Annotated in this window: 19 protein-coding genes and 1 riboswitch; of the genes, 5 read left to right on the top strand and 14 right to left on the bottom strand. The window is 72.6% G+C overall.

All coding sequences use genetic code 11. The annotated features are described in order from the left end of the window. The first annotated feature begins 1 nt into the window (after nucleotide 1). Nucleotides 2-640: an HAD family hydrolase gene (locus tag ACWF41_RS20765; protein WP_380324542.1), complete on the top strand. Its 639-nt coding sequence runs from the start codon at nucleotides 2-4 to the stop codon at nucleotides 638-640. 16 nt (nucleotides 641-656) lie between these two features. Here ACWF41_RS20765 and ggt read toward each other — a convergent pair whose 3' ends face one another. After that, a complete protein-coding gene (ggt, locus tag ACWF41_RS20760) occupies nucleotides 657-2516 on the bottom strand; it encodes a gamma-glutamyltransferase (protein ID WP_380324539.1) in 1860 nt (619 codons plus the stop codon). Between the two features lie 146 nt (nucleotides 2517-2662). Between ggt and ACWF41_RS20755 the strand changes: the two genes are divergently transcribed. After that, entirely contained in the window at nucleotides 2663-6763 is a 4101-nt protein-coding gene (locus tag ACWF41_RS20755) for a phosphodiester glycosidase family protein (protein ID WP_380324536.1), read from the top strand. A gap of 28 nt (nucleotides 6764-6791) precedes the next feature. Here the strand turns inward: ACWF41_RS20755 and ACWF41_RS20750 are convergent, their stop codons facing one another. The 3 genes from ACWF41_RS20750 to ACWF41_RS20740 all read right to left on the bottom strand — a co-directional run bounded on the left by ACWF41_RS20750 (nucleotide 6792) and on the right by ACWF41_RS20740 (nucleotide 9100). Beyond that, nucleotides 6792-7367, bottom strand: coding sequence for a GNAT family N-acetyltransferase (locus tag ACWF41_RS20750; RefSeq protein WP_380346924.1), 576 nt, complete (start codon nucleotides 7365-7367; stop codon nucleotides 6792-6794). A 174-nt stretch (nucleotides 7368-7541) separates the two neighbouring features. Beyond that, nucleotides 7542-8453, bottom strand: coding sequence for a hypothetical protein (locus tag ACWF41_RS20745; protein ID WP_380323908.1), 912 nt, complete (start codon nucleotides 8451-8453; stop codon nucleotides 7542-7544). Beyond that, nucleotides 8453-9100, bottom strand: a complete 648-nt coding sequence (locus ACWF41_RS20740) for a TauD/TfdA family dioxygenase (protein ID WP_380323911.1) — start codon at nucleotides 9098-9100, stop codon at nucleotides 8453-8455. The genes ACWF41_RS20745 and ACWF41_RS20740 overlap by 1 nt, the downstream gene beginning before the upstream one ends. A gap of 281 nt (nucleotides 9101-9381) precedes the next feature. On the opposite strand from ACWF41_RS20740, the gene ACWF41_RS20735 reads away from it, so the two are divergent. After that, nucleotides 9382-9606 carry a hypothetical protein gene (locus ACWF41_RS20735; RefSeq protein ID WP_380323914.1) on the top strand — a complete coding sequence of 75 codons (225 nt, stop codon included), beginning with the start codon at nucleotides 9382-9384 and terminating at the stop codon, nucleotides 9604-9606. A gap of 76 nt (nucleotides 9607-9682) precedes the next feature. On the opposite strand, the gene ACWF41_RS20730 is transcribed toward ACWF41_RS20735, so the two are convergent. After that, a complete protein-coding gene (locus tag ACWF41_RS20730; RefSeq protein ID WP_380323917.1) occupies nucleotides 9683-10042 on the bottom strand; it encodes an ArsR/SmtB family transcription factor in 360 nt (119 codons plus the stop codon). Between the two features lie 16 nt (nucleotides 10043-10058). Here ACWF41_RS20730 and ACWF41_RS20725 point away from each other — a divergent pair, with 16 nt between their 5' ends. Next, nucleotides 10059-10535 (top strand): SRPBCC domain-containing protein, encoded by a 477-nt coding sequence (locus ACWF41_RS20725; protein ID WP_380323920.1) that lies wholly within the window; start codon nucleotides 10059-10061, stop codon nucleotides 10533-10535. Between the two features lie 101 nt (nucleotides 10536-10636). Continuing rightward, nucleotides 10637-10894: a hypothetical protein gene (locus ACWF41_RS20720; RefSeq protein WP_380323922.1), complete on the top strand. Its 258-nt coding sequence runs from the start codon at nucleotides 10637-10639 to the stop codon at nucleotides 10892-10894. Between the two features lie 69 nt (nucleotides 10895-10963). On the opposite strand, the gene ACWF41_RS20715 is transcribed toward ACWF41_RS20720, so the two are convergent. From ACWF41_RS20715 to ACWF41_RS20675, 9 genes are all read right to left on the bottom strand, one after another. Beyond that, nucleotides 10964-11467, bottom strand: a complete 504-nt coding sequence (locus tag ACWF41_RS20715; RefSeq protein WP_380323925.1) for an FBP domain-containing protein — start codon at nucleotides 11465-11467, stop codon at nucleotides 10964-10966. Between the two features lie 401 nt (nucleotides 11468-11868). Then, nucleotides 11869-14298 (bottom strand): 5-methyltetrahydropteroyltriglutamate--homocysteine S-methyltransferase, encoded by a 2430-nt coding sequence (gene metE / locus ACWF41_RS20710; RefSeq protein WP_380323927.1) that lies wholly within the window; start codon nucleotides 14296-14298, stop codon nucleotides 11869-11871. 28 nt (nucleotides 14299-14326) lie between these two features. Continuing rightward, complete coding sequence (locus ACWF41_RS20705) at nucleotides 14327-15349, bottom strand: methylenetetrahydrofolate reductase (protein ID WP_380323930.1); 1023 nt, start codon at nucleotides 15347-15349, stop codon at nucleotides 14327-14329. 5 nt (nucleotides 15350-15354) lie between these two features. Then, a riboswitch (SAM riboswitch) is annotated at nucleotides 15355-15461 on the bottom strand. 80 nt (nucleotides 15462-15541) lie between these two features. Beyond that, nucleotides 15542-16432 carry an NADP-dependent oxidoreductase gene (locus tag ACWF41_RS20700; protein ID WP_380323948.1) on the bottom strand — a complete coding sequence of 297 codons (891 nt, stop codon included), beginning with the start codon at nucleotides 16430-16432 and terminating at the stop codon, nucleotides 15542-15544. Between the two features lie 558 nt (nucleotides 16433-16990). Then, entirely contained in the window at nucleotides 16991-17416 is a 426-nt protein-coding gene (locus ACWF41_RS20695) for a hypothetical protein (protein WP_380323933.1), read from the bottom strand. A gap of 215 nt (nucleotides 17417-17631) precedes the next feature. Then, nucleotides 17632-18360: a hypothetical protein gene (locus tag ACWF41_RS20690; protein WP_380346922.1), complete on the bottom strand. Its 729-nt coding sequence runs from the start codon at nucleotides 18358-18360 to the stop codon at nucleotides 17632-17634. Continuing rightward, complete coding sequence (locus ACWF41_RS20685; protein WP_380323939.1) at nucleotides 18357-18677, bottom strand: hypothetical protein; 321 nt, start codon at nucleotides 18675-18677, stop codon at nucleotides 18357-18359. The genes ACWF41_RS20690 and ACWF41_RS20685 overlap by 4 nt, the downstream gene beginning before the upstream one ends. Nucleotides 18678-19288: 611 nt before the next feature. Next, nucleotides 19289-19645, bottom strand: a complete 357-nt coding sequence (locus tag ACWF41_RS20680; protein WP_380323942.1) for a hypothetical protein — start codon at nucleotides 19643-19645, stop codon at nucleotides 19289-19291. A gap of 11 nt (nucleotides 19646-19656) precedes the next feature. Next, nucleotides 19657-20457 (bottom strand): polymorphic toxin-type HINT domain-containing protein (locus ACWF41_RS20675; RefSeq protein ID WP_380323945.1); only part of this gene is annotated, 801 nt, incomplete at its 5' end.

The following is a 20457-nucleotide window of genomic DNA, read 5'->3' as shown; positions in this document are numbered from 1 at the left end:
GGTGAAGAAGTTCATCCTCTTCGACCACGACGGCGTGCTGGTGGACACCGAGCCCTGGTACTACCGGGCCGGCGAGCGGGCCCTCGCGGACGTCGGCTTCACGCAGGACCGGGACCGGTACCTGCGCGACATGGCCGCCGGCAACGCCACCTGGGCCCAGGCGCGGGCGGCGGGCGTCGACGAGGCGACCATCGACCGCGCACGCGAGGCGCGCAACGCCTACTACCAGGAGTACGTGCGCACCGAGCCCATCGAGATCGACGGCGTCGCCGAGGTCCTCGACGAGCTGTCTCGGCACGTGCGCATGGCCGTCGTGACGACGGCGCGGCGGGCCGACTTCGACCTGATCCACGAGCATCGCGACCTCCTGCGGCACATGGAGTTCGTCCTCGTCCGCGAGGACTACACCCGCGCCAAGCCGCATCCGGAGCCCTACCTCACCGGCCTGGCGCGGTTCGGCGCCACCAGGGAGGAGACGCTGGTCGTGGAGGACTCCGCCCGCGGCCTGCGCTCCGCCGTCGCCGCCGGCATCGACTGCGCCGTCGTCCACCACGACTTCACGCAGGCGCAGGACTTCACGGGCGCCAGCCACCGCATCGCCACCCTGGCCGAGCTGACGGACCTGGTCGCCGCGGCCTGACCACCGGCCGTGCTCGCTACGGCGCCGCCGGGTGCACGACCATCGCGGCGCCGCCGCCGCGGCGACGGGGCTCCGACACGGCGGTGAGCAGGCCGTCGTCGCCGATCTGGATGGCGGTGGCGGCGCCGATCTCCGCGGCCGACGTGAACTGGTCTCCCGACGGCACCAGGGTGTGCCCGTACGCCTCGAGCGCAGGACCGTGGGCCGCGATGAACTCGGGCTCGGCGGTCACGGCCGCGGTGTTGCGCTGGGACGCGCGCGGCGCGGCGAGCGCGTCGCCGATGGGCATGCCGCGGTCGAGGTGGGTGGTGAGGGTCTGCAGCACCGTCGTGATGATGGTGGAGCCGCCGGGGGAGCCGAGCGCGAGGACGGGCTCGCCGTCGCGCAGCACGATCGTCGGCGCGATCGACGACCGGGGACGCTTGCCCGGCTCGATGCGGTTCGGGTCGTCGGGCGCCCACACCGTGGTGAAGTCGGTGAGTTCGTTGTTGAGCAGGAAGCCGCGGCCCGGCACGAGCATCCCCGACCCGCCGGTCTGCTCGATCGTCAGCGTGTACTCGACCACGTTGCCCCAGCGGTCCACGACGGTGAGGTTGGTGGTCGAGACGTTCTCCGTGTCGGAGTCGGCGGGCGCCACGGTCTCGCCGCAGGTCGGCTGGTCGGCGTGCACGTCGCCGGGGGCCACGGGCTTCGCGGCGGCGTGCTCGGGGTCGAGGAGGCAGGCGCGCTCTGCGGCGAAGTCGTCCGAGAGCAGCGTGTCCAGGGGGACGTCGACGAACGCCGGGTCGCCCACGTAGGCGCCGCGGTCCGCGAACGCCAGGGCGCTCGCCTCGAGGTAGTGGTGCAGGTAGGCGGCGTCGTCCATCCCCGCGAGGTCGAACGTCTCGAGGATGTTCAGCGCCTCCTCCACGGTGGAGCCGCCGCTGGACGACGGCGCCATGCCGTAGACGTCGTAGTCGCGGTAGTCGGAGACGGCCGGGGCCTGCACGAGGGCCTCGTAGCCCGCCAGGTCGTCGACGTCGAGGTACCCGGGCGGCACCGGCAGGGTGGTGTCGGGGTCGGTGCGCGGGTGCTGCACGACGTCCGCCATCTCCGCCGCGAGCGGGCCGGTGTAGAACGCCTCCATGCCCTGCCGTGCCAGCAGGTCGTACGTGTCCGCGAGGTCGCGGTTGCGGAACACGCTGCCGACGGCGGGCGGCGCTCCGCCCGGCAGGTACAGGGCGGCCGTGTCGGGGAAGGCGGCGAACCGCGCGGCGTTCGACGTCGTCTGGTCGTGGAACGTCTGGTCGACGACGAACCCGCGCCGCGCCAGCTGGGTCGCCGGCTTGAGCGCCTTCTTCAGGGACCACGTGCCCCACTCGTCCAGCGCGGTCGCCCACGTGGCAGGGGTGCCGGGCGTGCCGACGGAGACGCCGCTCGTCACCAGGTCCGGCGTGAACGGGTACGGCCGGCCCGTGCCCGGGTCGATGAACGCGTCGGTCGGCATGTCCTCCGGGGCGGTCTCCCGGCCGTCGATCGTGTGCACCTCGCCGCTGCGCGCGTCGTAGTGGACGAGGTAGCCGCCGCCGCCGATCCCCGCGCTGTACGGCTCGGTGACCCCGAGCGCCGCGGCCGCCGCCACGGCCGCGTCCACCGCGTTGCCGCCCTTGCGCAGCACGTCCAGGCCCACGCGGCTCGCCTCCGGGTCCACGGTGCTGATCGCGCCGCCGTACCCGACGGCGGTGGGCACCTTCACGTCGTCGCGCGGGTCGGCGCTCGCGGTCGTCGTGGCGGCGGTGGTGCCGACGACGGCGGTCGTGGCGGCCAGCGCCGCGGCGCCGAGGGCGGCCAGCGCGCGGGTGCGGGCAGGGTGAGGAGCGGAACGTCGTCGGTCCATGCCCACCACAGTGGCGGACATCGCCGCCCGTCGCGCGGCGAGCTGACACAAAGTTTCCCTGCCTGTTGACATCATGAAAGTTGATGGCAACCTGGACGCGGGACGCTGCGACGGCGCACGTCCCGGCCCGACCAGCGGAGGATCCGATGAGCCGAGCTCTGCCCCCTGCCCGACGCCCAGCGACCGTCCCGGCAGGGATCGGCGTCCTGCTCGGCCTGGCGATGGCGGTCCCCGCCGGCGCCGCCGCGGCGGCGCCCCTCGATGCCGACCCGTCGCCCGGCCCCGACCTGCCGGTCGCGACCGCCGACCTCGCCCCACTCTCGGCCACGGCCCTGAGCGACGACGTCGCGGACCTGCCGCTCGACGACGACGGCGCGGCCATCGTCACCGAGCGCACGGAGCGGCTGATCGCCCCCGGCCTCGAGCTCACCGAGTTCGCGCGGGTCTCCGCCGCGGGCTGGCTGAGCGGCGAGGTGCTCGTCGCCCACCTCGGGCAGGACGGCGGGCCGCGGCTCGGCTATCTCGGCCCGGACTCCGTGGCCGGCAACGCCACCGTGAGCGAGATGGCCGCCGACCGCGGCGCCGTCGCGGCGATCAACGGCGACTTCTTCGACATCAACAACTCCGGAGCGGCCCTCGGCGCCGCGGTGGACGACGGCGCCCTGGTGAAGTCCGCGACGCCCGGGCGCGAGAAGGCCCTGACGGTCGACTCGTCCGGCGTCGCGCGGCTCGCGGAGCTGTTCCTGGAGGGCACGGTCTCGTTCGGGTCGGGCGACGGTGCGCGCGAGCTGCCCGTCGCGGGCCTCAACGTCACCGGCGTCCCGGCCGGCGGAGTCGCGGTCTTCGACGCCGCCTGGGGCGACGTGGCGCGCACGCGCCCGCTGGCCGCGGGGGAGCAGGGCGTCGAGGTGCAGGTCCGGACCGCGGACGGCGCCACCACGGGGACCGTCGTCTCCGTCGGCACGCCCGGCCAGGGCCGCCTGCCCGCCGACGTGCGGGCCGTCGTCGCCCGCCCCGGGGCCGCGGCCGACGCGCTCAAGGCGCTCGCGCCCGGCGACGAGGTCTCCCTCGCCTACGGGCTGCGCGAGGACCTCGGCGAGATCCGCACCGCCATCGGCGGCGACCCGGACGACTGGCTGCTCGAGGACGGCGAGGTCACGTCGTCCACCAGCGACTTCGCGACGCTGCGGCACCCGCGCACGGCGGTGGGCCTCAGCGAGGACGGCGCGACGGCGTACCTCGTCGTCGTCGACGGTCGGCAGGCGCAGAGCATCGGCGCCTCGCTGCCGGAGCTCGGCCGGTTCCTCGCCCAGCTCGGCGCCGACGACGCGATCAACCTCGACGGCGGTGGCTCCAGCGCGATGGTCGCGCGCCTGCCCGGCGACGCCGGCACGAGCGTGCTCAACAGCCCGTCCGACGGCGCCGAGCGGCTGGACGCCAACGGCCTCGGCCTGTTCACCCCCGAGGGCTCGGGCCAGGTGCACGCGTTCGACGTCCGCGCGGCCGTCCCCACCGGTGACGCCCCCGCGGCCGACGCGCTGCGCGTCTTCCCCGGCCTGCACCGCACGCTCACGGCGGCCGGCTACGACGAGACCCGCGCGCCCGTCGACACCCGCCCGGACTCCTGGACGACCAGCGACGCCGCCGCGGCCACGGTCGCGCGCGGTGAGGACGGCGCGGGCGTCGTCACCGGGGTCGCGGCCGGCACGACGACCGTCCGTGCCGCGGCCCCGGCGTCCGACGGCGTGGCGACGGGATCCGCGGATCTCACCGTGCTCGGCGAGCCGGTGCGGCTCACCGTCCCCGAGCCCGTGGTGACGCTCCCCGACGACCACGCGACGGCGTCGCTCACCGTCGTCGGGCACGACGCCGACGGGTACTCCGCGCCGGTGGAGGCGCGCGACGTCGAGGTCACGGGCGGCGACGGCGTGGCCGCGCTGGAGCCCGCGGCCGACGGGTCGTTCACGGTCCGCGCGCTGCGGCCGTCGGGCGCGGCGAGCTTCACCCTGGCGGTCGGGGACGAGGAGGTCGAGGTCGCGGTGGCGGTCTCGCTCGACGACGTCGTCGTCGCCGACCTCGCGGACGCCGCTCGCTGGACGTCCGCGCACGACCGGGCGCCGGGCGGCTCCGTCGCCCCGGCCGCGGGGCACGACGGCGCGGCCGGGCTGAAGCTCACCTACGACTTCACGCAGTCCACCGCCACCCGCGGCCAGTATGCCGTGGCGCCGGACGGCGGGATCGTCGTCGCGGGCCAGCCGCGCAAGGTCACGATGTGGGTGGACGGCGACGAGCAGGGAGCGTGGCTGCGCCTGCAGGTGCGCCAGGGCGACGGCGTCGTCACCAACCTCGACGGACCCACCGTGTCGTGGAAGGGCTGGCGCCAGGTCGAGTTCGCCGTCCCGGAGGGCGTCGCGTACCCGCTCACCGTGCAGCGGGTGCGCGTGCTGGAGACGCGCGCGGCCGCGCAGTACCGGGGCGCGCTCACCATCTCCGACGTGCGGGCGCTGGTGCCGCCGGACGTCGACGCCCCGGAGCCCGAGCGGGTCGAGGACCCGGTGGTCGTGGCGGAGGGCGCCACGGACGACGCGCCGCTGCGCGTCGCCGTCCTGTCCGACGCGCAGTTCGTCGCCCGCGACCCGGGCTCCGGCGCGGTGCAGGGCGCGAAGCAGGCGCTGGCGGAGATCGTCGCCGAGGACCCTGACCTGCTGGTGATCAACGGCGACCTGGTGGACGAGGCGTCGCCCGCCGACTTCGACCTGGCCCGCGAGGTGCTCGACGAGGGCCTCGCCGACGCCGACTTCCCCTGGTACTACCTGCCGGGCAACCACGAGGTCATGGGCGGCTCGATCGAGAACTTCGAGGACGAGTTCGGCGAGCGCACGCACGTCGTCGACGTCCCCGATCCGCGCGACCCCGCCGGCGGCACCACCCGCCTCGTGATGCTGGACTCGTCGAGCGGGCGGCTCGGCAGCGACTTCGCGCAGCTGCGTGCCCTGCGGGACGCGCTCGACGGCGCCGCCTCGGACGACGCCGTCACCGGCGTCGTGACCCTCTTCCACCACCCGCTCGACGACCCGCTGCCCACCAAGGCCAGCCAGCTCCAGGACCGGGTCGAGGCCCGGACGCTGCGGGCCTGGTTCGAGGACTTCCGCGAGACGTCGGGCAAGCAGATCGCGTCCGTCGGCTCGCACGTGGGCGTCTTCCACGCGGGCACCGAGGACGGGATCCCGTACGTCGTCAACGGCAACTCCGGCAAGAGCCCGGCGAGCACGCCCGCCGACGGCGGGTTCACCGGCTGGTCGATGATCGGCGTCGACCCGGCCGCGCGGGGCACCGGCGCCGGCGGCTGGTTCTCCTGGGAGGTGAACGCCCGCGCCGCGAGCGTCGCGGTGAGCGGGCCGGAGGAGCTCGCGGTGGGCACGTCGGGCCAGGTCAGCGCGCTGCTGACGCAGGACGGCACCCGCGAGGTGCCCGTCGCGTGGCCCGTGTCGTCCCGCTGGGGCGGCGACCGGGTGTTCGTGGGGGCCGTCGCCGACGCGCCGTCGGGCACGGTGCTCGCCCTCGACCCGGTCACCCACGAGGCGACCGCCGTCGCCCCGGGCCGCGCGACCGTGCAGGTCGAGGTGAACGGCGTCGTCGGCACCCGCGAGGTGCTGGTGCCCGCCGGGGCGCCCGGCCAGGCGCGGATCAGCGACGACAACGGCTGGGACACCGGCCTGCGCGACGGCGACTACTCCGTCCTGGTCGACCTGTGGTGGGGCGAGAACGCCACCAGCATGCGGCTCTACGAGGACGGCGAGCTGATCCACACCGAGAAGCTGACGCACGGCGGGACGGACGCCCAGCGGGTCGCCGTCCCCGTCACCGGCAAGACCAACGGCGCGTACGAGTACACGTGCGAGCTGGTCAACGTCGCCGGCACCACGCCCTGCGCCGGCGCCCACACGGTGCGGGTCACGGACGCGAACCCGGGCACGCCCACCCTGTCGCACGACAACGGCGACAGGGACGGCGACTACGCCGTCACCATGCACAAGTGGTGGGGCACCCAGGCCACCGGCTACGTCCTGTACGAGGACGGCGTCGAGGTGGACCGCCAGGAGCTCGTGCCGGGGACCGGGGGAGAGGCGCAGTCGGCCACGACCGTCCTCACCGGCCGCGCCGCGGGCGCGCACCGGTACGTCGCGGTGCTCACCAACGCGGCGGGCGAGACGCGCAGCAAGGAGCTCACGGTGCGCGTCCGGTGACGCCGCGCGCCGGCGTCCCGGGCGCCGCTCAGGCGGCCGGGACGTCGGCGCGCATCACCCAGCGCCACTTCGCGATCCGCCGGTCGCGGACGAAGCCGAGCTGCTCGTACAGCTCCTCCGGGCCGGTGTGGAGGTAGGAGCCGCGCTGCGGGGGCCGCTCCGCGGTCTGCTCCGGGTACGCCTCGACCGTCCCGCCGCCGGCCCGGGCGATCTCCTCGAGGGCCGCGGCGACGGCGGTCCTGGCGACCCCGCGCTCGCGGTGCCTGCCCGCCGTGAAGATGCAGCCGATGCGCCAGGTCGGGAGCTCCGTGGCGTCGCGCTCGTAGGCCTTCTGGTTCTTGATGTTCGGCAGCTCGGCGGGCGTGCCGAACTGGCACCAGCCCACACAGTCGTCCCCGTCGTAGACCAGGACCTGCCGGACGGTCCCCGCGCGCGTGTGCGCCAGCTTGGCCGCGCGGTTGCACTCCGGCGTGCTGTCCCGGCTCAGGCCCTCCGGATGGAACCCCATGCACCAGCAGCCGCCCCAGACCCCGTGGTGGGCCTCGACCAGCGCCGCGAAGTCGTCCCACGTGTCGGTGGTCAGGAGCTTCGTCGCGTACCCCATCCCCGGACGATAGACGCGTGGCGGGGCTCTGGCAAAGGTGTTGCCGGCGGTGGGGCGTGTGACGGAACCCTAAATTGTTAGGGCGCACCACCCGTCGACGGCAGCTCAATGGCCCACGTATCCCCGATTTCAGTTTAGGGTGCCAATTTGGCCTAGATCACCAATGGCGATGTGTCAGTCGTTGCCGTACTCGGGCTCGTAGTACTCAGGGGCTTCCGTGTAAACGGTGAACAGGCCATCGATACCTCCGGCGACGACAAGTTCGGCGGTTTCGAGAACGAGGTGGCAGTTAGGGCACATGAAGTAGTCTGCGTAAAACTCGACTTCAAGGCTGGGACTCTCGTCGTAATCCTCAGGTGATTGGTATTCCTCGCTCTCCGGGTAGTCGCCCTCGATGTAACCGGTCGCTTCGCACGCCGGACACGTTGCCTCGGCGTTGTACTTCAACCCGACCCCCATCGGGGCCTTGGTCACCCGATCCCACCTCTTCTGCTCGGTGCCGGACATCAGGCCATCGTCGTACCGCTTGAGGTTGCGCTGTGCTCCGGCGACCAGCGCCTCAGCCCGCTTCTCGATGGCCTTCGCACTGCGTGAGATGTGCTCCTCGACCTCCGCTGAGCGCGCCGAACCCACAAGGTCGATGGGCGACTGACCGTGGGCCGAGAGGAGGATGTCAACGAGCGACCAGAACCTCATCCACCACGCTTCCGCCGGAATGCCAATTAGGGCAATCTCCGGACCGTGCAGGTGTTCGTTGCGAGCTTCGGAGAACTTCGTTGCGTCCTTCGCGCTGAACGGTCGGTAAATGACCTCGCACCGCTTGAATGCTGTGCTTGCGCCGACCGTCACGCTCCCCACCGACTCACGCAGCCCGAGGGCGCGCAGCAACTGACCGCCATCTCCGATTACCGGGTCAGCGACCAGGACCGGCGATGTCTCCGCCAGCGCCCACTTCGCCAACTGTTCAAGCGCGAGCGAGGCCCACAGTCGGCGTTCGTCCTCACTGCGCATGTCACCCGGCTCCATTGCTCGGTTGAGAAACAGAGTCGCTTTTGCCCAGAACGCCTGCGGATCGAAAGCGGTCATCACTCCTCCTCGTAGAGCGCGATGCGGTTCAGGGCGCGCTCAATGTCGGCAGGGTCCACAGCACCGCGTCCGTGCAGCATTCGCCGATTGTCGACGACCAGGATCTTGCCTGGCTCGTTCCACTCGAAGGCCATCACCTCATCCGGTGACGGGTTACGCAGAGTCGTGTCGAGCCGCCTAGCCATTGCGTCGCACGGGGTCATGCAGCCTGGGTCGAAGCGCAGGCGTTGGTTCTCGACTGCACGGGTCAGCCACGGGGTTCCGCCCGGCTGCACCATGAAGATGCCTGCTGAGTCAAACTTCTGCGCGACGTCCCAGGCACCGGTCCACAGCCGGGTCGGTGTTGCAGACGGCTCCGTACACCAGAGCGCCACAATCTCGGGAGGGCGCCGCATATGCGCCCCGTCGGTATGCAGCGGTTGCTGACCGAGCCCTACCTGAGCGCTGAGGGACGCGGGGTTCGCGTCCGTCTGCGCGGTCGGGCGCAGCACTGCGACTTCCGACTCTCCAGCCCGGGTCGGCACCGGCGTCATCCCGAGGCTCGTAAACGCGGACCTCACCGGATACTCGAGGCGCTGGTGAGTTGGCAGCACCGAGCTTGCCCATCCTGTGAGTTTGGCCTGGCGAACGAGGTCTGCGATCTCCACAGCCGCCAACATTAGGCCCATCCTGCAGCGCCACAACGGCAGCACAGCGTCGCATGGGGGATCGCTGTGCATGTGGTCCTGATCGGCGACTTGGAGGTGGCTAGGTGCTCCGGGCCTCCGGTCCGCCCAGCCGATACACGGTTCGCCCATCGCCACGCCAGGCATCGCCCGCCGCTCCGGGAGGCCGCCGCGTTCTGGCACTTCAGAGGCAGTTAGTTGCGGCAGGAATGCCTGCAGATGTCCGTTGGCCCTGCCCGCCGCGGGCGGCATATCCTCGGACCATGAGCGACTTCCAGGTCAACCCGCGCGTCAAGTCCGAGCCCACCGGTGCCGTCCTCGGCCGTTTCATCGGCGCGTTCGTGCTCTTCCTGGGCGGTCTGGTCCTGTTCGGCTCCGGCGCGTCGGGCGGCAACCCGACCCTGGACCCCTACTTCGTCGTGGGCGGGATCGTCCTCGTCGCGCTGGCGTTCGGTCTCCCGATGATCGGCGCGCACGAGCGGGGCTGACCCGCCTCTCGCCCCACCGACGGGCCTCCGTGACGACGGCGTCGCGGAGGTCTTCGTCGTGTCAGGGCTCGTCGTCTCAGGGGCTCGTGTCAGGTGCCCCCGGGGCGCCGGGTGTCTCGTCCAGGTGCTCCAGCAGGTCGACGGCGGCGCGGGCGTAGTCGCCGATCCACCGGTCGTGGAGCCGCTTGATCGGCAGCGGCGCGAGGGCGAGGTGACGCTCCCGCCCGACCTTGCGGCCCGTGACCAGGTCCGCGCGCTCCAGCACCCGCAGGTGCTGCAGCACGGTGGTGCGGTCGAGCTCGGGGAACAGGCCGCAGAGCTCGCCCGTCGTCCGCGGGGACGCCTTGAGCGCGTCGAGCATCCGCCGCCGCACCGGTGCGGCCAGCGCCTTGAACACCAGGTCGTCGTCCGGCTCTCTGGTCGTCTCCGCACTCATGTGATAAAAATACAACATGAACGAGAAGCAGGCACTCACCGAGCTGACCTTCACGGTCTCGGGCCGCGTCTCACGCCCGTGCCGCGACGTCTACGAGGCCATCGCCGACCCCGCACAGCTGTCCCGCTACTTCACGACCGGCGGTGCCCGCGGGCGCCTCGAGCCCGGGGCCGACGTGACCTGGGACTTCGCCGACTTCCCCGGCCGCTTCCCGGTCACCGTCGTCGAGGCGGACCCGCCGCGGCGCATCGTCATCCGCTGGGAGGGCTCCGAGGCCGCGGGCGGCTCCGCGACGACCACCACCACGTTCGAGCTCGAGCCCCTCGACGACGACACCCGCACCCTCGTCACCATCTCCGAGTCGGCCTGGTCCGCCACGCCCGGCGGCGCGAAGAACGCGTTCGGCAACTGCGAGGGCTGGACGGGCATGCTCGCCGCCCTCAAGGCGTGGGTGGAGCACGGCATCAACCTGCGCGACGGCTTCTACCGGTAGGGCTGCGCCGACCGTCGCCCGGCGCTACCGTGAGCGCACGCCGCGCGACGTCGCACGCCGCCGGCCGTTCCAGCAGGTCGGTCGACGGATCGGGGACACCCATGGACGCCACGCTCCTCATCGGGATCGCGACGGCGGCACTGACTTTCGTCGTGCTGCGCGCCGGCCGCGCCTGGCGAGCGGTGGCCGCAATCCTCGTGCTCGCCGCATGTATCTACGGGCTGACGCGCGACGACGGTGACCCGCCGTGGCTGGTCCCGTTCGTCGTGGGCGCCGGCGTCGCGTTCCTCGCCGACGTCCTCGTCTCCGGCGCTCGGGCCCTGGGGCGGGCCGAGGCGGAACGCCGAACAGGCACCTGACACCGTTATCGAGGAGAAATCCCCGCAATAGCGGTGTCAAGTGCCTGTTCGGCACCAGGCCGGGCGGGGTCAGGCGGTGCGGCGCACCTCGTCGAGGAAGCGGCGCACGTGGGAGCGCAGGGCGTCGACGCGACGCTCGATGATGACCGCGCGGACGCCCTCGTCGTCCGACCCCGCCTCGGCGAAGGTCGGCCGCCGGCGGACGTTGCGGGAGCAGTGGAAGTCGCTGCAGATCAGCGTCCCGATGGTGTCGCCGTTGCGGCCCGCGGCGCCGCCGCGCTTGGCGACGTAGAGCTGCACGTCGTTCGTCGCGACGACGTCCTCGCACCAGGCGCACATCGCCGCACGACGCCGGCCGGTGCCGTCGTTGGAGCGCAGGAGGACGCCGAGCGGGGCGTCGTCCACCCAGGTCACGACGTACGCGGACAGCGGCTGCTTGCGGTCGCGCCAGCCCAGGTAGTCGATGCGGTCCCAGCGGACCTCGGAGAGGTCGGGGGGCAGGAGGCGCTGCCGCTCGCTGCGGGTGGCGTTGACGAGGCTGTCGCGGAGCTGCTTCTCGGTCAGGGGGTTCATGAGGGTTCGGCTTTCGGTGAGCGGGGTGTCACCGGGATGACGGCGCGAGCAGCGGCGTCGGGCGGCGACGGTGGGCATGACGAAGCCCCGCGTCGCCTCCTGCTGAACTGGTCAGCGGGGGACGACGACGGGGCAGGCGGGACTGCCCGAGCAGGCCTGGTGGCCCACCCCGCTCCCTGCGACGCCCGGCATCGCTCGCTCCTCGCTCGTGAAGTCTTTGGTCCGCTCGTGCCTCCGCGGCACGACCGGCCCATCCATGGTGCCACGATCCGTCGCCCGGGTCGACGAGAATTCCGTCACCCGGTCCAGGCTCGACGCCGAACAGGCAGTTGGCACCGTTATGGGGTTCGAAATGGCCCCATCAAGGTGCCAACTGCCTGTTCGGCAACCCGGGGGACGGGTCAGAGGGCGGCGCGGACCGCCTGGGCCGCCTCGACCAGGTGCGCGAGCGCGGGCTCGACCTCGGCGTACCGGCGCGTCTTGAGGCCGCAGTCCGGGTTCACCCACACGAGCGCGGGGTCGATCGACTTCACCGCGAGCCGCAGCAGCTCGGTGACCTCGCCGGCCGACGGCACGCGGGGGGAGTGGATGTCGTAGACGCCCGGCCCGATGCCGCGGGAGTACCCGGCGTCGGCGAGCTCCGGCACGATCTCCATGCGCGAGCGGGCCGCCTCGACCGACGTCACGTCGGCGTCGAGGCCGTCGATGGCGCCGATGACCTCGCCGAACTCCGAGTAGCACAGGTGGGTGTGCACCTGCGTGGCCGGCGCGACGCCGGACGTCGCGAGCCGGAACGACCCGACGGACCAGCGCAGGTACTCCTCCTGGTCCGCGCGCCGCAGCGGGAGCAGCTCGCGCAGGGCGGGCTCGTCCACCTGCACGACGGGGATGCCCGCCGCCTCCAGGTCCGCGATCTCGTCACGCAGCGCGAGCCCCACCTGGTTCGCGGTGTCACCGAGCGGCTGGTCGTCGCGCACAAAGGACCACGCGAGGATCGTCACCGGTCCGGTGAGCATGCCCTTGACCGGCTTCTCGGTGAGCGACGCCGTGTACGCCGACCATTCGACGGTGATCGGGGCCGGCCGCTGCACGTCGCCCCACAGGATCGGCGGGCGCACGCACCGCGACCCGTACGACTGCACCCAGCCGTTCGCCGTCACCGCGAAGCCGTCGAGCTGCTCGGCGAAGTACTGCACCATGTCGTTGCGCTCCGGCTCGCCGTGCACCAGCACGTCGAGGCCCAGCTCCTCCTGCAGCGCGACGACGCGCCCGATCTCCGCGCGCATCGCGGCGGAGTACTCGGCGTCGGGCAGCTCGCCCTTCGTCCACGCAGCGCGGGCCGCGCGGATCTCCGGGGTCTGCGGGAACGAGCCGATCGTCGTCGTCGGGAGCGCGGGCAGGTTCAGCCGCGCGGCCTGCGCGGCCGCGCGCTCGGCGTACGGGCCGCGGGAGAAGTCGGCGTCGGTGAGCGCCGCGGCCCGCGCGCGCACCGCGGGCACGACGACGCCGTCCGCCGTCGCGCGGGAGGCCACAGCCGCAGCCGAAGCGGCGACCTCGTCCGCGACGGTGTCCCGCCCGTCGGCCAGGGCGCGGGCCAGGGTCGCGACCTCGCCCACCTTCTGGTCGGCGAAGGCGAGCCAGTCGCGCAGGCGCGGGTCGAGCGTGGTGCCCGCGGCCGCGGTGTCGAAGACCTCGTCCTCGACGTCGTGCGGCACGTGCAGCAGCGACGTCGACGTGCCGACGGCAAGGGCCCCGGCGCCGAGGCCCCGCAGCGACTCGACGACGTCCAGCTTCGCGGCCAGGTCGGCCCGCCAGACGTTGTGGCCGTCGATCACGCCCGCGACGAGGGTCTTGCGCTCCAGCCCGGGAACGGGGCCGTCGGGCGCCGCGCCCTTGACCAGGTCGATGGCGATCGCGTCGACGTCCGTCGCGGCGAGGAGCGCGAGGGCGTCGTCGTGCAGGCCGCCGAACGGCGCGGTCACGAGGATCGCGGGCCGCTCGGCGCCGGAGTCCTCGACGTCGGTGTCCTCCGAGCCGGCATCGTCGGTGGCCCTCGCGAGGTCGGTCGCGAGCGTCCGGTACGCCGACCGGACGGCGTCGTGCAGGCGCTCGGCGGGCACGTCGAGGGAGTCGGTGACGAGGGCGGGCTCGTCGAGCTGCACCCACGGGACGCCGACGCTGGCCAGCGCGCGCAGCAGGTCGGCGTACGCGGCGACGACGTCGTCGAGCCGGTCGAGCGGGTGGAAGCCCTCGCCCGCCTCGTCGGCCGCCTTCGACAGGGCGAGGAACGTCACCGGCCCCACGAGCACCGGCCGGGTGGTGACGCCGGCCTCCTTGGCCTCGGCGTACTCGCGCACGATGCGGTGGTCGGCGAACGAGACCGGCGTCGTCTCGCTGATCTCGGGGACCAGGTAGTGGTAGTTGGTGTCGAACCACTTGGTCATCTCGAGCGGGGCGTCCTCGCCGCGCCCGCGGGCCACGGTGAAGTAGCCGTCGAGCTCGAGGGAGCCGTCCTCGTCGTCGAGCAGGTCGCGGAACCGCTCCGGGACGGCGCCCAGCAGCGCGACGACGTCGAGCACCTGGTCGTAGAAGGAGAACGCGCCGGGGACGGAGCCGTCGTCGGCGTTCAGGCCGAGGCCGACGAGGCGGCGCGCCGTCTCGCGGCGCAGCGCGCCGGCTGCGACCTCCAGGTCGACGGCGTCGGTGCGCCCGGCCCAGAACGACTCGACGGCCTTCTTGAGCTCGCGACGGCGCCCGATGCGTGGGTAGCCGAGGATCGTGCCGCCGGGAAACGCCGCGGCGGGGGTGGGGCTGGTCGATGTGGTGGACATGAGCACTCCTGAGGTCGGGCTCCGCGTGTCAGACGGCGGGAGCCTGGGTCGGGATGCTCGGTACCCACGGCCTTCTGGCCAGGTCCGCGCCGTCCGACGGGTCGTCGGAGGGCGCCGGTCCGCCGAGGTGCACACCCTCGAGCAGGTCCAGAGCGGGACGGTACTTGTTGAACGTGTACACGTGGATGCCGGGGGCGCCGGCGTCGAGCACGCGCTGGGCGAGCTCGACGGCGCGCGCCGTCCCGTAGGCGTGCTGCGCCTCCGGGTCCGGCAGGGCGTCGAGCGCGTCCAGCAGGTGCCGGGGCGCGACGACGCCGGTGAGCTCCTCGACGCGACGGAGCCGGCGCGGCTCGGTCGTGGGCAGCTGCCCGGCGAGGATCGGGATCGTCACCCCGGCCGCGCGGGCCTCGGCGACGAAGTCGGTGTAGGAGTCGGCCTCGTAGAACAGCTGCGTGATGGCGAAGCTCGCTCCCGCGTCCTGCTTCTCCTTGAGGCGCCGGACCTCCTGGGCCCGGGTGGTGCCCGCCTGGACGTTGCCGTCGACGAACGTCGCGACGGCGATCGTCAGCGGGCGGGCGGCGCCGCGCAGCGCCGCTCCCGGGTCGCTGGCGCAGCGGCGGGCCTCGACCTCGCGCAGCAGCTGCACGAGCTCGATCGAGGACGCGACGCCGTCGGCGGGCGGCGCCCAGTCCGGCTGGTCCTTCGGCGGGTCGCCCCGCAGGGCGAGGAAGGCGCGGGTGCCGGCGTCGAGGAAGTCGTCGATGACGGCCGAGACGTCCTCGCGGTGGGCGCCCACGCAGGTCAGGTGGGCCACGGGCAGGACGGGCGTGCCTTCGAGCAGCGTCGCGACGACCTGCCGTGCGGTCGCCCGGTCACCGCCGCCCGCGCCGTACGTCACGGACACGAAGTCGGGGCGCGCGGCCACGAGCCGGCGCGCCGTCTCCCAGAACTTGGGGGCGGCGTCCGGCCGGCGCGGCGGCATGAGCTCGAACGAGATCGTCGGGCGTGCCGGCAGCGCCGGGGTGGGCGAAAGGGATGCCTCTGCGACCATGCGTCACTCCATCGATCCTGGCGTGAGCACCTTCGTCCTCGGGAGGCTTCCGTCGGAGAACGGGTTGCTGCGGCGTCGTCGAGCCAGGACTCTCGGCCGCTCTGGATGGCTGGACCTCGATCGTACGCACCATCCGCGATGCGGGCGAAGGCGCGACCGACTGATGAGACGACGGCGGGGTGACGCCCCTGATCAGGGCACCAGCACGACCTTGCCGCCCGCGTGCCCGGACTCGACGAGCTCGTGCGCGCGGGCCGCGTCGGCCAGCGGCAGCACGGCGCCGACGGTGGTGGTGAGGTCGCCGCGGGCGAGGGCGGCGACGACGTCGGCGAGCTCGCCCGCGTCCCGCTCGGATCTGTAGCTGGCCGTCACACCGAGGTCGGCCGCGGTGTCGTCGGCGATCGTGACGATCCGGTCGGTGCCGCCGCGCAGGGCGATCGAGTCGGGCAGGACGCCCGCGCCCGTCGTGTCGAGGACGGCGTCCACGCCGTCAGGCGCGAGCGACCGGACGCGCTCGACCAGGCCCGCGCCGTACGTGGTCGGCGTCGCGCCGAGCGCGGCGACGCGGTCCTGATTCCGCGCGGACGCCGTCCCGATCACGCGGGCGCCGCGGCGCACCGCGAGCTGGGTGGCCAGCGCGCCCACCGCGCCCGACGCCCCGTGCACCAGCAGCGTCTCGCCCGCCCGCGCGCCGAGCAGGCGCAGCACGCGCGTCGCGGTTTCCGCCGCCACGGGGAGCGTGACGGCGTCGGTCGCGGCGAGGCCATCGGGGACGCGCGCGAAGACTCTTGTGAGGGCGAGCTCCGCGTAGCCGCCGCCGACGGCGAAGCCCACCACCCGGTCGCCCGGCGCGACGCCGGTCGCGCCGTCGCCGAGCGTGTCCACCACCCCCGCGACCTCGAGGCCGAGCACGACCGGTGCGGTCGGCTCCGGCGAGCCCGTCGTCCCGGCGCGGGACTTCACGTCCCAGCCGTTGACCGCCGCCGCCTCCACGCGGACGCGCACCTGCCCCGGCCCGGGCTGCGGCGCCGGCACCTCCGCCGGGTGCAGCACCTGCGGGCCGCCGAACCTCTCGAACACCATCGCGCGCACGTCGTCCTCCTCCGGTGGGTCGATCGTCCCCCGCGCGGGCTCGGGTGGCCAGCGTCGCGGCGCGCGTCCCTGGTCTCGCCGTCCGTCGGGGGTGCCAGGGGTCGACGAGGGTCGACGCGTCCGGGCCGTCGGATCCCTCGGTCCACTCGAACAGGACCTCGAGGTCAGGTGAGGCGGCGGCCGGCGTCCGCGTCGGCATACGGGCTGAGCGTCCGGGCCGCGGAGGAGTCGAGGAAGGAGATACCGACGTCGGTCAGCCCTCGGACCCAGGGCGGGGGCGCATCGAGGAAGCGGTGCCCCCGGCCGCTCCAGACCATCAGCCAGGGCAGGACGGCCGAGACGTACAGGGCGTCGCCGTCCGAGGACTCGTAAACGCAGGAGGAGTGGATGCTGGAGTCGGTGACGGGTCGGAACCGCGCCGCCGAGGGCAGCGACGCGGCGACGACGGCGTCCCAGGTCCCGGCGTGCGCGGCCTCGCGGGCGGGGCCGAGCGACCAGGCGGGTGTGCGGTGGCTCCCGATGACGACGGCGAGGCAGCGGTTGAGGACGTCACCGGGATGCGGGCCGATCGGTCGCGCGGTCGGCCGCGCTCGAGGGGCGTGCCGTGTGCCAGGCCGTCCTCGACGGATCGTCGTCGGGGGCGACGGCCAGGTCCTCCCGCAGACCCTCGACGAAGGCGGTGGCCCAGCGTTCGTCCCATGCTCTGCTGGCGATGACTCGAGCGAGCACGTCCCGGGGCACGAGGCCGAGCGCGGAGACCTCGCTCAGGGCGTTGAGCTGCGCCTCCAGGGCCCGCTCGTCGTCCTCCAGGGAGATCGCGACCTCGAGGGCGCGCGAGAGTGCGGCCGCACGCGTGGGGTCGATGCCCACCGCAAGCCAGTCGGTGACCTTCTCCGCGGCGAGGTCGCGCGATTCGGAGGTCGGTGATGAGAGTCCCGCGGCGAGCTCCCGGACGTCGTGCGCGTCGAGTGTCATCGATGGGTTCTCCTCGCGGTGAGCGGGTGGGGCGGGACGGGCTCCGTCACAGGCGGAGCCTGCCGCGTCGCACGCCCGCCACGATCGACCAGGGCGCGCTCGATCTGCGCGTACAGGTCGTCGTCGGTCGCCATGATGTAGGCGCCTTTCACGGATTCCTCCTCAGGTCGTCGATGGTGCGACGGGTGATCTCGTGGGCGCTGCGTCCAGCCCGTCTAGAGCGCGGCACGACCTGCGCGGGAGAGGACCTGGTCGACGGTGACGTCAGCGAGGCCCACTGACACGTCTGCCAGCAGCTCGGCGAGGTGGGTCAGGAACGACTCGTCGCCGATGACGACGTAGCCGCCCCATGGGTGCAGGTTCAGTGGGACGAGGGCTGCGAAGCCCGACGAGGCCACGGCTCGGAGGAACGACAGGGCGGATTCGCGGCTCGCCGCTGAGGTGTCCATCCCGGGCGCGCTCTCGAAGGCGAGCAGCGGCCGGTGCACCAGGGGGAGGGTTGGGGCGTACCAGACGCGCGCGTCGGCGTCGGCAGGCAGGACGAGCAGGCACGACCCGCCGCTACGGGACCGTCGGACGTCGGCGACGAATTGGTGCAGCTCGGCGGCTGACGAGTCGAGGAACGCCCACTCCGACCGGGCGACCAGTCCGCGAGGGGTGGCGCTCGTCGTCCGAGCCACCACCTTCTCGACCAGCCCCGGGTAGCGGTCGTCGAAGCCCTTGCCCGGTGCGGACGGTGTGTCGAACCACGTGCCCAGACCACGCCAGGCGAGCTCGCCCCAGCGCCGCCCGAGCTCGGCGGTCAGGTCGGGTTCAGCATCCGGCTCGGCCGGGAGGAGCATCGCCGGGGGGAGATCCCGGCGGTCTTCCTCGGGGACATTCAGGAGGAACCGCAGGGCGTCGGGCTCGATCCGCTCGATCACCGGACTGAACGTGCCTTTCACGGGTTCCTCCGCCAGGTTGTCGATGATGCCGCCAGCGGATCCCACCCCACCCGGTAGGTGCTGCTGTCGAACACCTCGACGACGGCCATGCACCCTTCGTATGCTCCCGCTGCGGCGTCGACCCGGAGGGCAACCGGAGTGCGGTGACCCGTGGCGATGAGGTCGTGGACGTCCTCGGCGTCCCGGAGCAGACCGACCAGCTCGTCCCAGGAGATCTGGAGCCCGTGGGGCGACTTCACGATCTCGTCCTCGAGCTCGAGGACGCTCAGGCCGCGGATCCCCTGGCCGATGATCTCCAGGCCGCGGAGGTACCACACGAGGCGTTCCGCACCCGTCTCGTCGACGCACTGTCTCGGCTGTCTCGCCCGACCGGAAGGCCTTGAACACACCCACGGGAGTAGGCGCTTCGTCCTCGAAGTCTTGATGGAAGTAAGTGCGGGCGAGATAGCGAAGTTGTTCCACAGAACTCCTCGGTCGCGGGTCGGCGGTGGCGGCGCCTCTCGGTCCCGTGTTCCCTAGATCGTGTCGTACTAGAGATCCCAGGCGGAGAACGCCTCGAACGGGAGGTCGCCGGTGGCGTAGCGGAAAGCCTCGGAATAGATGTCCGGATCGCACGAGAGGCATTCCTCGTCGAAGGCAGGATCCGTACGACGGCGGCGGACGTGGCGACGTCCTGCGGCGCTCCCGCCTCCAGCAGGAATGCCAGGGGTAGCGACACCGAGAAGATCGCGATCCGCTCGTTCGCGATGATCACGCTCATCCAGTCCTCGCCGGCACCGTCGTCCCAGTCCACCGATGAGCGGTCGTCCGCCGCCAGCGCGAGGGCAAGCTCCGCGGCCTGATGCGCTGACCAGTCCGCCTTCTTCTCCATCGCCGTGCGGAGCAGTTGCGTGATGTCGATCATCGAGTCATCGACGGCGGCGGCCGGTCATGAGATCGCGCCCTCGAGCGTGGCTGCACGCCGCAGCATCCGTTCGAGCCCGTCGACGCCGTCCTGGTCGTATGCGTCGTGATCCGCGGCGGAGATCGGGTCCACCTGGCCCCACCAGTCAGGGACTGCCCCGACAAAGCCCGTGTACCGCAGGCAGGCCGAGCACCAGACGTAGCCATGCAGAGCATTGCCTGAGTCCCCGCGCGGACGCAGGTAGCGGTATCGCAGCACCACGCCGGCGTTGCAGACCGGGCAGACGACGCGAGGGAACGGTGTGACCGGGTGCTGCCCGATGCCGTGGGCAGCGAAAGCAGCAGAGATCTGTGCTGTCTCGTCGCTGGTCAGCGATTTCATCGCTCTGCTCCTCAGCCGATCCGTGACCTGAACAGGTCGAGCATTGCATCGGCGTAGGCCTCGGCCGCCGCCTCGGTGCCCAGGTGCTGTCCGCTGCTTGCGAGCGCCGCACGGTGGTGAAAGATCTCGTGCTGGACCGTTGCGACCGCGTTCTCCATTGCCGTCCTCCCATTCGCGGGGCTGAGGCCGATGTCGGTGATTTCGATGAGCGGCCGGCCGCGTGGACCTGTCAACACCTTGCCGGCGGTGAACGGGGACCGGCCGTAGATCAAGCCGCCCAAGTCGTCGATCTTGGGGACATGGACGATGTCGTACTTCCGGACACTCATGCCAGCCCGGCCGAGCGCTTGCTTCACTTGTCGGACGGTCACCCGGCTTGCGGCGCCGTGCCCGCCCGCGTTGTGGACGAGGACGGGCAGGTCGCCGGCGAGGACGTAGTAGTTGTGGTGGGTCTCGACGTGGATGTTGTAGACCGTGACCGCGTCGTCCTCGGGCCGGTGCTCGATGTCGATCCGGTCGAGGGTGACGGTGCCCGTGCCGTTCTCGTCGGGGTCGCCGGTGTCGGGGGTGACGAGGATGTCGCCGGGCTGGAGGTCGCGGGCGAGGATCCAGCCCATGTTCCGGACCATGAAGGGGTGCTCGTCGGTGGTGGTGACGACGTGTCCGGCGATGGTCAGGTGGTAGAGGGTGGTGGTGGTGCGGACGAAGGTCTCCATCACGAGCTGCAGCTCGTCGGCCCCGGTGGCGAGGTTGTGGGCGTAGACTTTGTCCCCGGCGCGGATGTCCTCGATCGCGGTCACGTCGCCCGGCCC

Source organism: Isoptericola sp. NPDC055063, from assembly GCF_053608125.1.
Note: the sequence above shows the minus strand (reverse complement) of the source record. Positions and strands in the feature narration are given on the sequence as shown.

Coding starts and splice junctions, on each gene's coding strand:
- ggt (WP_380324539.1), bottom strand. CDS start 2,516: ATGGACCGACGACGTTCCGCTCCTCACCCTGCCCGCACCCGCGCGCTG.
- ACWF41_RS20755 (WP_380324536.1), top strand. CDS start 2,663: ATGAGCCGAGCTCTGCCCCCTGCCCGACGCCCAGCGACCGTCCCGGCA.
- ACWF41_RS20750 (WP_380346924.1), bottom strand. CDS start 7,367: ATGGGGTACGCGACGAAGCTCCTGACCACCGACACGTGGGACGACTTC.
- ACWF41_RS20745 (WP_380323908.1), bottom strand. CDS start 8,453: ATGACCGCTTTCGATCCGCAGGCGTTCTGGGCAAAAGCGACTCTGTTT.
- ACWF41_RS20735 (WP_380323914.1), top strand. CDS start 9,382: ATGAGCGACTTCCAGGTCAACCCGCGCGTCAAGTCCGAGCCCACCGGT.
- ACWF41_RS20730 (WP_380323917.1), bottom strand. CDS start 10,042: ATGAGTGCGGAGACGACCAGAGAGCCGGACGACGACCTGGTGTTCAAG.
- ACWF41_RS20725 (WP_380323920.1), top strand. CDS start 10,059: ATGAACGAGAAGCAGGCACTCACCGAGCTGACCTTCACGGTCTCGGGC.
- ACWF41_RS20720 (WP_380323922.1), top strand. CDS start 10,637: ATGGACGCCACGCTCCTCATCGGGATCGCGACGGCGGCACTGACTTTC.
- ACWF41_RS20715 (WP_380323925.1), bottom strand. CDS start 11,467: ATGAACCCCCTGACCGAGAAGCAGCTCCGCGACAGCCTCGTCAACGCC.
- metE (WP_380323927.1), bottom strand. CDS start 14,298: ATGTCCACCACATCGACCAGCCCCACCCCCGCCGCGGCGTTTCCCGGC.
- ACWF41_RS20705 (WP_380323930.1), bottom strand. CDS start 15,349: ATGGTCGCAGAGGCATCCCTTTCGCCCACCCCGGCGCTGCCGGCACGC.
- ACWF41_RS20700 (WP_380323948.1), bottom strand. CDS start 16,432: ATGGTGTTCGAGAGGTTCGGCGGCCCGCAGGTGCTGCACCCGGCGGAG.
- ACWF41_RS20695 (WP_380323933.1), bottom strand. CDS start 17,416: ATGACACTCGACGCGCACGACGTCCGGGAGCTCGCCGCGGGACTCTCA.
- ACWF41_RS20680 (WP_380323942.1), bottom strand. CDS start 19,645: ATGAAATCGCTGACCAGCGACGAGACAGCACAGATCTCTGCTGCTTTC.